Annotated in this window: 14 protein-coding genes; 7 read left to right on the forward strand and 7 right to left on the reverse strand. The window is 55.2% G+C overall.

Annotated elements, in window-relative coordinates:
* Nucleotides 1-49: 49 nt before the first annotated feature.
* Both rspA and NNN71_RS19925 read right to left on the reverse strand, forming a co-directional pair.
* The gene (rspA, locus tag NNN71_RS19920) at nt 50-1,264 is read right to left on the reverse strand and encodes a starvation-sensing protein RspA (RefSeq protein WP_065358061.1); all 1,215 of its coding nucleotides are present in this window, start codon (nt 1,262-1,264) and stop codon (nt 50-52) included.
* A gap of 194 nt (nt 1,265-1,458) precedes the next feature.
* Nucleotides 1,459-1,785, reverse strand: coding sequence for a YnfA family protein (locus tag NNN71_RS19925; protein ID WP_271459174.1), 327 nt, complete (start codon nt 1,783-1,785; stop codon nt 1,459-1,461).
* A 150-nt stretch (nt 1,786-1,935) separates the two neighbouring features.
* Between NNN71_RS19925 and NNN71_RS19930 the strand changes: the two genes are divergently transcribed.
* On the forward strand, nt 1,936-2,277 hold the full coding sequence (locus NNN71_RS19930; RefSeq protein ID WP_163446418.1) for a DUF1283 family protein: 342 nt from the start codon (nt 1,936-1,938) through the stop codon (nt 2,275-2,277).
* A 49-nt stretch (nt 2,278-2,326) separates the two neighbouring features.
* On the opposite strand, the gene NNN71_RS19935 is transcribed toward NNN71_RS19930, so the two are convergent.
* Complete coding sequence (locus tag NNN71_RS19935) at nt 2,327-3,037, reverse strand: YnfC family lipoprotein (RefSeq protein ID WP_163446419.1); 711 nt, start codon at nt 3,035-3,037, stop codon at nt 2,327-2,329.
* A gap of 103 nt (nt 3,038-3,140) precedes the next feature.
* On the opposite strand from NNN71_RS19935, the gene NNN71_RS19940 reads away from it, so the two are divergent.
* Entirely contained in the window at nt 3,141-3,395 is a 255-nt protein-coding gene (locus NNN71_RS19940; RefSeq protein ID WP_271459175.1) for a DUF1161 domain-containing protein, read from the forward strand.
* 32 nt (nt 3,396-3,427) lie between these two features.
* On the opposite strand, the gene NNN71_RS19945 is transcribed toward NNN71_RS19940, so the two are convergent.
* Nucleotides 3,428-3,829 carry a dTDP-glucose pyrophosphorylase gene (locus NNN71_RS19945; RefSeq protein ID WP_249023238.1) on the reverse strand — a complete coding sequence of 134 codons (402 nt, stop codon included), beginning with the start codon at nt 3,827-3,829 and terminating at the stop codon, nt 3,428-3,430.
* A gap of 265 nt (nt 3,830-4,094) precedes the next feature.
* On the opposite strand from NNN71_RS19945, the gene ynfE reads away from it, so the two are divergent.
* The 5 genes from ynfE to clcB are packed head-to-tail and all read left to right on the forward strand — an operon-like array spanning nt 4,095 to nt 9,989.
* Nucleotides 4,095-6,530 (forward strand): selenate/tellurate reductase subunit YnfE, encoded by a 2,436-nt coding sequence (gene ynfE, locus NNN71_RS19950; RefSeq protein ID WP_271459176.1) that lies wholly within the window; start codon nt 4,095-4,097, stop codon nt 6,528-6,530.
* A 10-nt stretch (nt 6,531-6,540) separates the two neighbouring features.
* Nucleotides 6,541-7,158 carry a DMSO/selenate family reductase complex B subunit gene (locus NNN71_RS19955; protein WP_271459177.1) on the forward strand — a complete coding sequence of 206 codons (618 nt, stop codon included), beginning with the start codon at nt 6,541-6,543 and terminating at the stop codon, nt 7,156-7,158.
* Between the two features lies 1 nt (nt 7,159).
* Complete coding sequence (locus NNN71_RS19960) at nt 7,160-8,017, forward strand: DmsC/YnfH family molybdoenzyme membrane anchor subunit (protein WP_271459178.1); 858 nt, start codon at nt 7,160-7,162, stop codon at nt 8,015-8,017.
* A gap of 47 nt (nt 8,018-8,064) precedes the next feature.
* Nucleotides 8,065-8,679: a Tat proofreading chaperone DmsD gene (gene dmsD / locus NNN71_RS19965; RefSeq protein WP_167575782.1), complete on the forward strand. Its 615-nt coding sequence runs from the start codon at nt 8,065-8,067 to the stop codon at nt 8,677-8,679.
* A gap of 14 nt (nt 8,680-8,693) precedes the next feature.
* Nucleotides 8,694-9,989 carry a voltage-gated ClC-type chloride channel ClcB gene (clcB, locus tag NNN71_RS19970; protein WP_271459179.1) on the forward strand — a complete coding sequence of 432 codons (1,296 nt, stop codon included), beginning with the start codon at nt 8,694-8,696 and terminating at the stop codon, nt 9,987-9,989.
* Here the strand turns inward: clcB and bioD are convergent.
* The 3 genes from bioD to NNN71_RS19985 all read right to left on the reverse strand — a co-directional run bounded on the left by bioD (nt 9,942) and on the right by NNN71_RS19985 (nt 13,013).
* Nucleotides 9,942-10,637, reverse strand: a complete 696-nt coding sequence (gene bioD / locus NNN71_RS19975; protein ID WP_163446517.1) for a dethiobiotin synthase — start codon at nt 10,635-10,637, stop codon at nt 9,942-9,944. The two genes, clcB and bioD, sit on opposite strands and share 48 nt — an antisense overlap.
* Nucleotides 10,638-10,768: 131 nt before the next feature.
* Nucleotides 10,769-11,986 (reverse strand): sugar metabolism global transcriptional regulator Mlc, encoded by a 1,218-nt coding sequence (gene mlc / locus NNN71_RS19980; RefSeq protein WP_163446427.1) that lies wholly within the window; start codon nt 11,984-11,986, stop codon nt 10,769-10,771.
* A 124-nt stretch (nt 11,987-12,110) separates the two neighbouring features.
* Nucleotides 12,111-13,013 (reverse strand): LysR family transcriptional regulator, encoded by a 903-nt coding sequence (locus tag NNN71_RS19985; protein ID WP_163446428.1) that lies wholly within the window; start codon nt 13,011-13,013, stop codon nt 12,111-12,113.
* Nucleotides 13,014-13,032: the final 19 nt, after the last annotated feature.

The raw sequence follows: 13,032 nt of genomic DNA on the forward strand, positions 1-13,032 counted from the left end.
ATGTTATTTCTCTTGTTAAAATAAAGCTTAATTTAAAAATCGAAGGTCATTACCAGTTCCACAGCGTGCCATCTTCCAGACGCGCAACCGGCAGATAGGCCGGGTCATACGGATACTTCGCCGCCAGTTTTTCGTCAAACTCGATGCCTAAGCCCGGTTTATCACCTGGATGCATATAGCCGTTATCAAAGGTCCAGTTGTGTGGGAAGACCTCCAGCATTTGCTCGGAGTAACCCATGTATTCCTGCACGCCGAAGTTAGGTACCCACAGATCGAAGTGCAGCGCTGCCGCCATGCAAACCGGGGAGAGATCCGATGGGCCATGTGAACCCGTACGTACCTGATACAACGAAGCAAAGTCGGCGATACGGCGCATGCCGGTGATCCCGCCCGCATGAGTGATAGTGGTACGGATGTAATCAATAAGCTGCTCTTCGATAAGCTGTTTGCAGTCCCAGATACTGTTGAACACTTCACCCACGGCGATCGGCGTGACGGTGTGTTGACGAATCAGACGGAAACATTCCTGGTTTTCTGCCGGGGTCGGATCTTCCATCCAGAACAGACGATAATCTTCAATGCTCTTACCAAAACGCGCCGCTTCAATCGGCGTCAGGCGGTGGTGCATGTCATGCAGCAGATGTTCGTCAAAGCCGAACTGGTTACGTACCGCGTCGAACAGCTTCGGCGTGAAATCGAGGTATTTCTCGGTGGACCACAGTTGCTCTTCCGGCCATTGCCCTTTCGTTGCAGGCTCGTAGGCCAGCCCCTTTCCTTTCGACATGCCGTAGGTGGTTTTCATCCCCGGCACGCCGCACTGGACGCGAATCGCTTTGAAGCCCATCTCTTTATGACGCGCATAATCTTCCAGCACATCATCAATGGTATGGCCGGTGGTGTGACAGTAAACCATCACGCCTTCGCGAGACGCGCCACCCAGCAGCTGATACAGCGGCATGTTGGCGGCCTTGGCTTTAATGTCCCACAGCGCCATATCGACGGCGGAGATAGCCGACATCGTGACAGGGCCGCGACGCCAGTAAGCGCCTTTATAGAAGAACTGCCAGATATCTTCGATGCGGTGCGCATCACGCCCCACCAACTGCGGGCACAGATGATCTTTTAAATAGGATGCAACGGACAGCTCACGGCCATTCAGCGTCGCATCGCCGTAGCCGATTAATCCGCTATCGGTGGTAATTTTCAACGTGACAAAGTTACGACCAGGACAGGTTACAAAAACCTCAGCACCCACAATTTTCATCTTCAATCCTTACATCTCATCGGTTAGTGAGGCAAACTTACGCCCTGAGCTACTACCATACAAGTATAAATATTAAAAATTACCGAGAAAGATCACAAAATTAAGGGGATTAAGTCAGACAAATGCATGAGGGATCACAAAGAAATGGTGCTTAGCCCAAACCAGGCCAGGCACAGGAGATGCTGGCAGAAATGTTACCCTCTGCCCCAGCCCGCGACGATAATCAACATGCCGCATAGCGCGACCGCTACGCCAAGCCAGTCGTAGAATGTCAGTTTTTCACCTTCAACGACGCGCAGCCACAGCAGTGCGGTAAAGATGTATACCCCGCCGTAGGCCGCATACACGCGGCCACTGGCGGCCGGATGCAGCGTCAACAGCCAGACAAACATCGCCAGCGCCAATCCGGCGGGTAATAGTAACAACGGCGTTGCACCGCGCTTAAGCCACAGCCACGGCAAGTAGCAGCCGATAATTTCACACAGCGCGGTAGCAAAAAATAGCATCGACGTCTTTATCATCGTTAATCATCATTCACTTAGGGTGGGCCTATCATACGTAAAAATAAGCCTCAATCGACCATACTCTTTTCGCGGGTATGCCAGCCCAAAGAGATGTAGTAGACTGCTCAACAGGAGCCATTGTTTTTATCACGTTAAAGGAACCCGCAAATGAAAATTACACTTGGCAAACGCCTGTGCCTGACGGCAATGCTCGCGCTGGGTGCCATCGTGTACACCGCGTCTGCGTCTGCTGAAACCAGCAAGCTGATCATTGAATCTGGCGATAGCGCGCAGAGCCGCCAGAACGCAGCGATGGACAAAGAGCAGTGGAACGATACTCGCCAGCTGCGCCAGAAAGTGAATAAGCGCGCGGAAAAAGAGTGGGACAAAGCCGACGTGGCGTTCGACGCCCGCGATAAATGTCTGCAAAGCCCGAACGTCAACGCCTACTGGGAACCCAACACCCTGCGCTGCCTTGACCGTTCAACGGGACGCACGCTGAACCCATAATTGAAGAGGGCGCCGTTGGCGCCCTTTTTTCATGAAGCTGCGTGAAGCTTTAGTAATATTCAATCGTGTTTTTAATCGTATAGCGTTGGGTGGTGGCAGGTTTCACGCTTTCATCAACAATGACTAAATCACAGCTTACCGGGTTATCATAACTGTCGTAATCACAGCTCTGCGTCACATTGCCAATGGGCTGCTTATTCAGCAGACTCACTGAGGTATAATCGAGCTTCTTACGCGCATCCTGCGACGGCGTTGAGATAATCGACAGCGTGGTATCTTTGACGGTCGACGTTTTGCCCAGCGGATACCCTTCAGCATCGTAGCGGTAATCAACTTCGCTCTCTTTCCCCAGCGCCTTCACCACAAAACCGTTATCGTCGGTTTCCCAGGTCACGCCCGCCGACGGAAACTCAGCCAACTGGCATTTTCCCTGTAAGCGCACGCGTTTCTCGTGCGTCACGCCGTCAAGATAGTAGTTGGCGTTAAGCACCAGCAGCGCGCCGGTATCTTCTTCGATATTGTGAAACTCCAGCATATCAAAGCAGCCTTCCGGCGAAACCTGTGCGCTCACTCGCTTCGCCACCTCGCCCTTTTGGTTCAGCAACGTTTGGCTGAAATCCTTCACCGGCCCGCGCAGCGGATCGAAATCAAACTCGTTGGAGAAGCTGGCCATTTCCGGCGTGAACGCCGCCGGGGAATCGTTCTTCTCACAACCACTGAGCAGAGCCATCACTGACACCAGCAAAATCACTTTCTTCACACCGTCATCCTGTTTCGGGAGTTTTCTCAATCATATTAGGAAATACAATTGTTTACACTAGCACTGCTATACTTTTTACGTCTCTAACGAAAAGGAGCCGAACATGAGAACTTCACGCTGGTTACTGGCACTGCTGCTGACAGGCGCCATGCCCGCTCTGGCGGCCGTACCGGATTCCTGTGAACGCGTTCGCAGCGACATTCAGCAGAAAATTATTCATAACGGCGTCGCGGAAAGCGCGTTTACGCTTGATGTCGTCCCTAACGATCAGGCCGATCAGCCCGGCGCGCAGGTGGTCGGCCACTGCGCCAACGACACCTTTAAAATTCTCTACACCCGTACCGATAACGCTCAATAATGTTCTGCCGCCTCTGAACGAGGCGGCCGCATTTACGGCTTTTGCTCGACGATAAACTCCAGCGCCACGCCAATCAGCACCCCGTCCTTCAGCGAACGATCGTCCGATAACGCATCCAGATCCCCCTGGAAGCGCAGCTTTTGCGTCGACGTATTGATCGTAAGTTTTGAGTGCAGGCAAGGAAGCGCCTGTGAGGTAATGGGATAGACCACTCGTCCGGAAACCAGCACCGGAATCTTGCGCAACTCCGTCTGCTGTAGCACGCCAACCGTCGAATAAAGTACCGCCAGCGGCGTCACCGCTAAAACCGGTTGGTTGGTCACGCTAATAAAATCGAGCAAAATTTCGGGGCGTAAAAAATTCACCCCTTTATAAGGAACCGTGACCGTATCAATCTCGGGCATCGGGATAACTTGCGTAGCAATGTCCTGCATAGGGTTCTTCCATAAGCGTAGGATGAGGCCAATATTCCCGGTCGCCGATACCGCCAGAAGACCGTAAATAGCGTTTTTTTTGTTGTAAAACAATTATGCACAGCCCTCCCTTTGCTGGCAAATGCCGCCCGCAAAATCTCATCGTTCGGATCTCTTCAGAATTGACCAGGGTTAATACTTGTATACCACCGGAGAGGTATCATTTTCATCCATTAGCCGGTTCTTAATTTCAGGTCGAAATAATCAAATAATAATGGAGTGAGCGATGTCTAATCAGGAAAAACCAGGGGGGCTAAGTCGACGTACCCTTATTAAATCGTCGGCGATAGGATCCCTGGCGCTTGCCGCGGGCGGCCTCTCGTTGCCCTTCTCCCTGCGAGCAACCGCCGCCGCCGTGCAGCAGGCCGCTCAGGTCGAAGATAAAGTGGTCTGGGGCGCCTGCTCCGTTAACTGCGGCAGCCGATGCGCGCTGCGCTTGCACGTCAAAGACAATGAAGTTTATTGGGTTGAGACCGACAATACGGGTCATGATATTTACGGCGATCACCAGGTGCGCGCCTGCCTGCGTGGCCGTTCCATTCGTCGTCGTATCAATCACCCGGACCGACTGAACTATCCGATGAAACGTGTTGGTAAACGTGGCGAGGGGAAATTTGAGCGTATTAGCTGGCAGGAAGCGCTGGATACTATTGCGGATAACCTTAAACGCGTTGTGAAGGACTACGGCAACGAAGCCGTGTACATCAACTACTCTTCCGGCATTGTTGGTGGCAACATTACCCGCTCTTCCCCTTCTGGCTCGGCAGTCATGCGGCTGATGAACTGCTACGGCGGCTCGCTCAACCAATATGGCACCTACAGTACCGCGCAAATCGCCTGCGCAATGCCCTACACCTACGGCAGCAATGACGGCAACAGCACTTCCGATATCGAAAACAGCAAACTGGTGGTGATGTTCGGCAACAACCCGGCTGAAACGCGTATGAGCGGCGGCGGCATTACCTGGTATCTGGAACAGGCGCGTGAACGCTCAAATGCGCGCATGATCGTTATCGATCCGCGCTATACCGATACCGCCGCCGGGCGTGAAGATGAATGGATCCCGATTCGTCCCGGCACTGACGCCGCGCTGGTCGCCGGTATTGCGTGGGTATTAATTGACGAAAACCTGGTTGATCAGCCGTTCCTCGATAAGTACTGCGTGGGTTACGACGAAAAAACGCTGCCGGAAGGCGCGCCCGCCAACGGCCACTACAAGGCCTATATTCAGGGCTTGGGCGATGATGGCATCGCCAAAACGCCGCAGTGGGCCTCGCACATTACCGGCATTCCGGCTGACCGCATTATCAAGCTGGCGCGTGAAATCGGCAGCACCAAACCGGCTTATATCTGCCAGGGCTGGGGCCCGCAACGTCAGGCCAACGGTGAACTTTCCGCACGCGCGATTGCCATGCTGCCCATTCTGACCGGCAACGTTGGTATCAACGGCGGGAACAGCGGTGCCCGTGAGTCGACCTACACCATTACCATTGAACGTTTCCCGGTGCTGGAAAACCCGGTAAAAACCGCCATCTCCTGCTTTACCTGGACGGATGCAATCGACCACGGCGCGGAGATGACCGCCACCCGCGATGGCGTGCGCGGCAAAGAGAAGCTGGATGTGCCGATTAAGTTTTTCTGGAACTACGCCGGTAACACCATCATCAACCAGCACTCGGACATCAACAAAACCCATGAGATTTTGCAGGACGAAAGCAAGTGCGAAATGATTGTGGTAATTGAAAACTTCATGACCGCCTCGGCAAAATATGCCGATATCCTGCTGCCTGACCTGATGACCGTCGAACAAGAGGACATCATTCCGAACGACTATGCCGGTAATATGGGTTATCTGATCTTTATCCAGCCCGCAACCGCGCCGAAGTTCGAGCGTAAGCCTATTTACTGGATCCTCAGCGAAGTGGCCAAACGTCTTGGTGATGACGTTCATCAGAAATTTACCGAGGGCCGCACTCAGGCGGAGTGGCTGCACTATCTGTACGCGAAAATGCGCGCGAAAGACCCGGCGCTGCCGAGCTACGACGAACTCAAAAAAATGGGCATCTACAAGCGTAAAGATCCGAACGGCCATTTTGTCGCCTACCGCGATTTCCGCAACGATCCACAAGCCCATCCGCTGAAAACACCATCGGGGAAAATAGAAATTTACTCCAGCCGTCTGGCGGACATCGCCGCAAAATGGCAGCTGGAGAAAGATGAAACCATCAGCCCGTTGCCCGTCTATGCCTCGACCTTTGAGGGTTGGGACGATCCGATGCGCGACAAATTCCCGCTCCAGCTGTTCGGCTTCCACTATAAAGCCCGCACGCACTCCAGCTATGGCAACGTCGATGTGCTGAAGGCCGCCTGTCGCCAGGAAGTGTGGCTCAACCCGATTGACGCGCAGAAACGCGGCATTCAGAACGGCGATATGGTGCGAGTATTCAATGGCCGCGGCGAGGTGCGGATACCCGCAAAAGTCACACCGCGTATCATGCCGGGCGTGTCAGCGATGGGCCAGGGAGCCTGGCACGACGCGCAGATGGACGGCGACCGCATCGACCACGGTTCCTGTATCAACACACTGACCACTCACCGCCCTTCACCGCTGGCGAAAGGTAACCCGCAGCACACCAATCTGGTTGAGATCGAGAAGGTATAAGGACTAGCTAATGAATACTCAATACGGATTTTTTATTGACTCGGCACGCTGCACCGGTTGTAAAACCTGCGAGCTGGCGTGTAAAGATTACAAAGACTTAACCCCGGACGTCAGCTTCCGCCGTATTTACGAATACGCGGGCGGCGACTGGCAGGAGGACAACGGCGTCTGGAACCAGAATGTCTTTGCCTACTACCTGTCCATTGCCTGTAACCATTGCGAAGATCCGGCCTGTACCAAAGTGTGCCCGAGCGGCGCGATGCACAAACGTGAAGACGGTTTTGTGGTCGTTAACGAAGATGTCTGCATCGGCTGCCGTTACTGCCACATGGCCTGCCCATACGGTGCGCCGCAATACAACGCCGCCAAAGGCCACATGACCAAGTGTGATGGCTGTCATAAGCGCGTGGCAAAAGGCAAAAAGCCGATCTGCGTGGAGTCCTGCCCGCTGCGCGCGCTGGACTTTGGGCCGATTGAAGAACTGCGCCAGAAGCACGGCCAACTGGCGGCTGTTGCGCCGCTGCCGTCGGCGCACTTCACCAAACCAAGCATTGTGATTAAACCGAACGCCAATGCACGTCCGTGCGGCGATACCACTGGCTACCTGGCCAATCCGAAGGAGGTGTGAGATGGGCAACGGATGGCATGAATGGCCACTGGTGCTGTTTACGGTACTGGGGCAATGTGTGGCGGGGGCGACCATTATTAGCGGCATGGGCTGGCTGGCAGCACGTAATGAAGCAGTCGACCAGCGGCGCATCGTACTGAGTATGTTCTTCCTGTGGGTCATCATGGGGATAGCCTTTTTTGCGTCGGTACTGCATCTCGGCTCACCGCTGCGGGCGTTTAATTCGCTCAACCGGGTCGGCGCTTCTGCGCTGAGCAATGAAATCGCGAGTGGTTCCCTTTTCTTCGCCGTGGGCGGATTCTGGTGGCTGCTCTCAGCGCTCGGTAAAATGCCGCAGGCGTTGGGGCGCATCTGGCTCATCGTCAGCATGCTGCTGGGTCTGGTATTTGTCTGGGCAATGACGCGTGTTTATCAGATAGATACCGTACCAACCTGGTATAATGGTTATACGACAGCCGCGTTTTTCCTGACTATGCTGCTCACCGGGCCGCTGTTTGCCGCTCTGCTGTTGAAGCTGGCGAAGGTGCCGTTTAACGGCAAATTCTTCGCGACATTAAGCGTGCTGGCCTTGCTGGCAAGCCTGGCGGTGGTGGTTTTACAGACCAGCGATCTGGGTTTCATCCACAGTTCCGTACAGCAGGCGAATGCGCTACTGCCAGACTGGGGCACATGGCAGGTTGGGCGCTTTATTCTACTGGCTGCCGGATTAGGCTGCTGGATCTGCCCGCTGCTGCGCCGGGTTCCACCTACGGCGCTCGGACTGACCATCGGTCTGATTCTGATGATAGTGGGAGAATTGATCGGCCGCGGGCTGTTCTATGGCCTGCATATGACCGTCGGCATGGCGATTGCCGGGTAATCTATCGGCGCGGGAACTGGCCCGCGCCTCTTTAAGGAATTGCAGTAATGAATGACGTTCAGCACAACGACGCCTTAGCTTTTTCTGCTCGCGTATTGGGGGCACTGTTTTACTTCGCACCGGACAGCGCGCTTGCCGAGCCGCTGGTTGCCGCATTTCGTGACGGCGAATGGGCCGCACAATGGCCATACCCGGTAGCCAACGCCGACGCGCTGTCCGCCGCTTTTGCCGCTCCCTGCGACGAATCGCTGGCGGAAGCCTGGCAGCGGCTGTTTATTGGCCCGTCGGCCCTCCCGTCACCGCCGTGGGGGTCCGTCTGGTTAGATCGTGAAAATGTCCTGTTTGGCGATTCGACTCTGGCGCTGCGCCAGTGGATGCGCGAAAACCAGATCGCCTTCGACGTTGCGCAAAATGAGCCGGAAGATCACTTCGGTACCCTGCTGATGCTGGCGGCCTGGCTGGTTGAAAACGATCGTCAGGAAGCCTGCGACCAACTGCTGGCCTGGCACCTGTTGCCATGGGCACCGCGCTTCCTGAGTGAATTTGTCGCCAAAGCCAATCACCCCTTCTTCAAGGCCCTGGCGGAATTAGCGCAGCACACCCTCGCCCAGTGGCAGTCACAGCTGCTGATCCCCGTTGCCGATAAAAAATTGTATCGCTAAGCGTTTCGCCTCATATGCAGCGTCTTCATTCCTATCCCGATATTCAGGCGATGTTACGTCGCCTTCTGCTGGCTATCGTCATTGGCGTCCTCGCGGCGCTGGCGGTCGCGCTGTTTCGTCACGCCATGTACCTGCTGGAGTGGTTATTTTTAAGCAATGACAGCGGCAGTCTGGTCAACGCGGCGGAGGGGCTGATTTGGTGGCGACGCCTTATCACCCCGGCGCTCGGGGGCCTGGCGGCGGGAACGCTACTGTGGGGCTGGCAACGTTATACGCGTCAACGCCCTCATGCGCCAACGGACTACATGGAAGCCCTGGAAAGCGACGAAGGCAAGTTCGACACCGGCTCCAGCCTTGTCAAATCAACCGCTTCTCTGCTGGTCGTGGCCAGCGGCAGCGCGATTGGCCGTGAAGGAGCAATGATTTTACTGGCTGCGCTGGCGGCTTCATTTTTTGCCCAACGCTTTACGCCAAAAGCGGAGTGGAAACTGTGGATCGCCTGCGGGGCCGCGGCGGGGATGGCCAGTGCCTACCACGCACCGTTGGCCGGCAGCCTGTTCATTGCCGAGATCCTCTTCGGTACGCTGATGCTCGCCTCGCTCGGACCCGTGGTGATTTCAGCGGTTGCTGCCCTGCTTACCACGCAGGCGATGAACGGCGGCGCGGAGCTGCTTTATCGCGTCGAGGCCTTACCCACGCTCACTGCCACGCATTATGTGCTGATGCTCGCCACCGGTCTTCTGTGCGGCCTTGGTGGTCCGCTGCTGATGTGGTTAATGGATACAACTCATCGCGGTTTCCTGGCGTTGAAGTTGTCTCCACCATGGCAACTGGCCCTTGGCGGGTTAATCGTCGGGGTATTATCGCTGTTAACGCCTGCGGTATGGGGTAATGGGTATAGCGTGGTGCAAGCCTTCCTGCTGTCACCGCCCACCCTGACCCTCATCGCCGGGATTTTCCTGTGCAAACTGCTCGCCATTCTCGCCAGTAGCGGTTCAGGCGCGCCCGGTGGCGTGTTTACCCCTACGCTATTTATTGGTCTGGGAGTGGGAATTTTGTTTGCTAATACATGGAGTCTGGGATTTCCCGGTCACGAGAGCATCGCGATATTGTTGGGGATTACCGGAATGGCCACCCTGCTGGCGGCAACGACGCATGCGCCAATCATGTCGACGCTGATGATTTGTGAAATGACCGGGCAGTATATGCTGCTGCCCGGCTTGCTGATTGCCTGCGTGTTAGCCTCAGTGCTATCGCGCACCTTACGCCAGAATTCTATCCACCGTCAGCACGTTACGGAGCATCGCTAAATCAACATACTGGCTGAGCTCGCGCTGTTCCGCACGCGGCAGATACGGCAGTTCGCCGATCAGCGGTGCGGGCAGTTTTTTGCTCAGCACATCAATAATTTCCGCGTAGTGCGCCAAACCTGGGTTGATACGGTTGGCGACCCAACCAATCAGCGGCAGCCCGTCATTGGCGATGGCCTGTGCTGTCAGTAACGCATGGTTGATACACCCTTCCTGAATCCCAACCACCATGAGTACAGGTAGCTGTTCCTGCACTACCCATTCAGAAAGCGGCCGCAAATCGTTCATCAGGCTGCGCCAGCCGCCCGTGCCTTCCACGACGACGTTATCAACCTGGCGGCTCAGATTTGCCAGCCCGTCGGACAACAGCGTGTAGTTAATCGGACAGCTGTGTGCAACGCTGCTCTCTTCTTCACTCAGCGCGATAGGGTTAATCGCCTCATAAGGTAGCGCCAGCGATGACACGCTTTGTAGTACCAACGCGTCTTTGTTACGCAACCCCTCGGGGGTCTCTTTGCTACCCTTGGCTACCGGCTTATAGCCTGCCACCCGTTTCCCGCTGGCGGCGAGCGCCTGCAATAGCGCACGAGAAACCACCGTCTTGCCGACAGAAGTATCAGTTCCAGTAATAAAGAAACGATTTAGCATCACTAACTAGCCCCACAAATTTGCCGATAGAATATCAAGACAATGAATAATTCAACGGGGTGAAAGTTTACGTGATGCGTCAGGAGGTCGGATTGAGATAGCGCAATTTTTTGCAAAACGGCAAAAAAATGTTAACCCTGTAACAGTCTGATCAGCAGTGTTCCGTTATAAAGCGCATCTTTTACCAGTGCCGCACCCGCCATCGTGCCGCGGTTGGAGAACTGCGTCTGTTCTACGGCAATATGTTTACTGTAGGCTGGCAGCGACTGCTGGCGAATACAGTCGCCAATCGCCGGAAAGAGGATATCCGCCGCCTGGTTAAACGGGGAACCAATAAGAATTTTTTGTGGATTGAACAAATTGACCATAATCGCGAGGATACGCCCGACGTTGGTGCCGATGCTGCTGATGATATCTTTTGCCAGCAGATCCCCTTGCTGCGCCGCCTGGCAGAGCCAGTCTACGGTGAGCGGCTTTTGATGTAACATCGAGCTCATTGACTGCTGCATCCGCACCTGGGTAAGTTCCAGCACGCTCTCCACGCTGGCAATCGTTTCCAGACAGCCGTGGTTGCCGCAGTAGCAGCGTTTGCCGTAAGGGTCAACCTGGGTATGACCAATCTCAACCAGGCTGCTGCTGCCAGCATGCAGTAAGCGACCATCGGTAATTACCCCTGCGCCCACGTTATGGTCAATCACCACCTGAATCACGTCGCGTGCGCCGCGAGAGGCCCCGAACAGCGCTTCGGCCATGGTCCAGGCGCTGATGTCGTGCTGGATATACACCGGCACGCCGGTATGCGCCTCCAGCGTTTCCCCCAGCGGGACATCTTTGACATCGTAAAACGGCATACGATGAATGATGCCGTTTTCGGTATCGATGATACCCGGCAGCGTGATGGCAATGGCCGTTAAGCGTTCCAGCAGATTTTGGTGACGAATAAAGAACTGGTCGATATGCGACAGCACGCGGTTCAGGAAAGGCGTTTCATCCTCCAGCGCCAGCTCAAGCTGCTCTTCAACCACCAATTTGCTGCTCAGGTCACGCAGCGCAAGATGAATATCACCGCGGCTGATGCGCACGGCAAGGTAGTGCCAGGCTTCGGTTTCCACCATAAGCCCCACCGCCGGACGGCCACGACTCCCCGCCTCCTGGATTTCCGTTTCCTGCACCAGATGGGCTTCCAGCAGCTCACGAACAATTTTGGTAATACTGGCGGGGGCCAGTTGCGCAAGTCGGGAAAGGTCAATACGCGACACCGGGCCAAGCTGATCAATGAGACGATAAACCGCCCCTGCGTTGGTCTGCTTGATTTGATCAATATGGCCTGGCTGACTGTCCGCTACCACCGTAAACTCCCTTATTTTCGCGCTTCGAAATAAACTGTGGACTATGGTGAAGTACTTCAATGGTCGACGTCAAATATTTACTTAGCCTTGTGATTTAACGCACATTTTTTCACACTTTTGGCGGCTAAACGCTGACCTTGGCCGCGTTTAACAAGTGTTGCTTAAAGCGCTGCGCCGCCTGGCTAAGCTCATGGTGTTTTGACCAGACCAGCCACATTTCCGACACCGCGTCCTCTTCAGCTATGGGTACCCAGCGCATTTCATACAACTGAACGCGACGAAATGAGGCGGGTAAAATCGACACCCCCAACCCCGATGCCACCAGACCGATAATCGTCATCGCCTCCCCGACCTCCTGGGTAATCACCGGCGTCACGCCATAGCGGCGCATCAGGCCGAGAATATCGTCATACAGCCCGGTGCCGACATGCGGATCAAAAAAGACAAACGGCTCTTTCGCCAGCTCGACAAGGCTGACCGACGGCTGGCTGGCTAACGGATGGTCGCGGTGAATCATCGCCAGCAGCGGCTCGCGCAGAATAATTTGCCAGTCGAGGGTATCGGGGAGCTGCGTGTTGCGCATCAGTCCCAGCTCAAGCGCACCTTCCGTCAGCGGTAAAATCTGTTCGCGGGTATTGGTCTCACGCGTCTGAATATGCACGTCAGGGTAACGCTGGCGGAATGTCGACAACGTATCGGAAACGGCCTTAATAAAGGGAGCAGATGAGGTAAAACCAATGTGCAGTTCACCGGTTTCCCCGTGATGCAGACGGCTGGCGCGCGCGGCGGCTTCGTTCACCTGCAGCAGGATCTGCCGGCTGTCGGCAAGGAACTGTCTCCCGGCCTCCGTCAGGCTGACGCTGCGGTTGGTGCGGGCAAACAGTCGCGCGCCAACCTGCTGTTCCAGAATCTGAATCTGCTGGCTCAGCGGCGGCTGAGAAATATTCAAACGCGCCGCGGCACGGCCAAAATGCAGCTCTTCCGCAACGGCCACGAAATAGCGCAGGTGACGAAGCTCGATATTCATATTTCATAAGTATCAATTG

It is taken from the genome of Kluyvera sp. Awk 3, assembly GCF_028069715.1.
Classification (GTDB): domain Bacteria; phylum Pseudomonadota; class Gammaproteobacteria; order Enterobacterales; family Enterobacteriaceae; genus Kluyvera; species Kluyvera georgiana_A.

What these genes read in the sequence shown, in the direction of transcription:
- clcB (WP_271459179.1), top strand. Translation starts at nt 8,694, where the DNA reads ATGCAGCGTCTTCATTCCTATCCCGATATTCAGGCGATGTTACGTCGC.
- NNN71_RS19960 (WP_271459178.1), top strand. Translation starts at nt 7,160, where the DNA reads ATGGGCAACGGATGGCATGAATGGCCACTGGTGCTGTTTACGGTACTG.
- ynfE (WP_271459176.1), top strand. Translation starts at nt 4,095, where the DNA reads ATGTCTAATCAGGAAAAACCAGGGGGGCTAAGTCGACGTACCCTTATT.
- NNN71_RS19945 (WP_249023238.1), bottom strand. Translation starts at nt 3,829, where the DNA reads ATGCAGGACATTGCTACGCAAGTTATCCCGATGCCCGAGATTGATACG.
- NNN71_RS19985 (WP_163446428.1), bottom strand. Translation starts at nt 13,013, where the DNA reads ATGAATATCGAGCTTCGTCACCTGCGCTATTTCGTGGCCGTTGCGGAA.
- NNN71_RS19925 (WP_271459174.1), bottom strand. Translation starts at nt 1,785, where the DNA reads ATGATAAAGACGTCGATGCTATTTTTTGCTACCGCGCTGTGTGAAATT.
- NNN71_RS19940 (WP_271459175.1), top strand. Translation starts at nt 3,141, where the DNA reads ATGAGAACTTCACGCTGGTTACTGGCACTGCTGCTGACAGGCGCCATG.
- NNN71_RS19955 (WP_271459177.1), top strand. Translation starts at nt 6,541, where the DNA reads ATGAATACTCAATACGGATTTTTTATTGACTCGGCACGCTGCACCGGT.
- rspA (WP_065358061.1), bottom strand. Translation starts at nt 1,264, where the DNA reads ATGAAAATTGTGGGTGCTGAGGTTTTTGTAACCTGTCCTGGTCGTAAC.
- dmsD (WP_167575782.1), top strand. Translation starts at nt 8,065, where the DNA reads ATGAATGACGTTCAGCACAACGACGCCTTAGCTTTTTCTGCTCGCGTA.
- NNN71_RS19930 (WP_163446418.1), top strand. Translation starts at nt 1,936, where the DNA reads ATGAAAATTACACTTGGCAAACGCCTGTGCCTGACGGCAATGCTCGCG.
- bioD (WP_163446517.1), bottom strand. Translation starts at nt 10,637, where the DNA reads ATGCTAAATCGTTTCTTTATTACTGGAACTGATACTTCTGTCGGCAAG.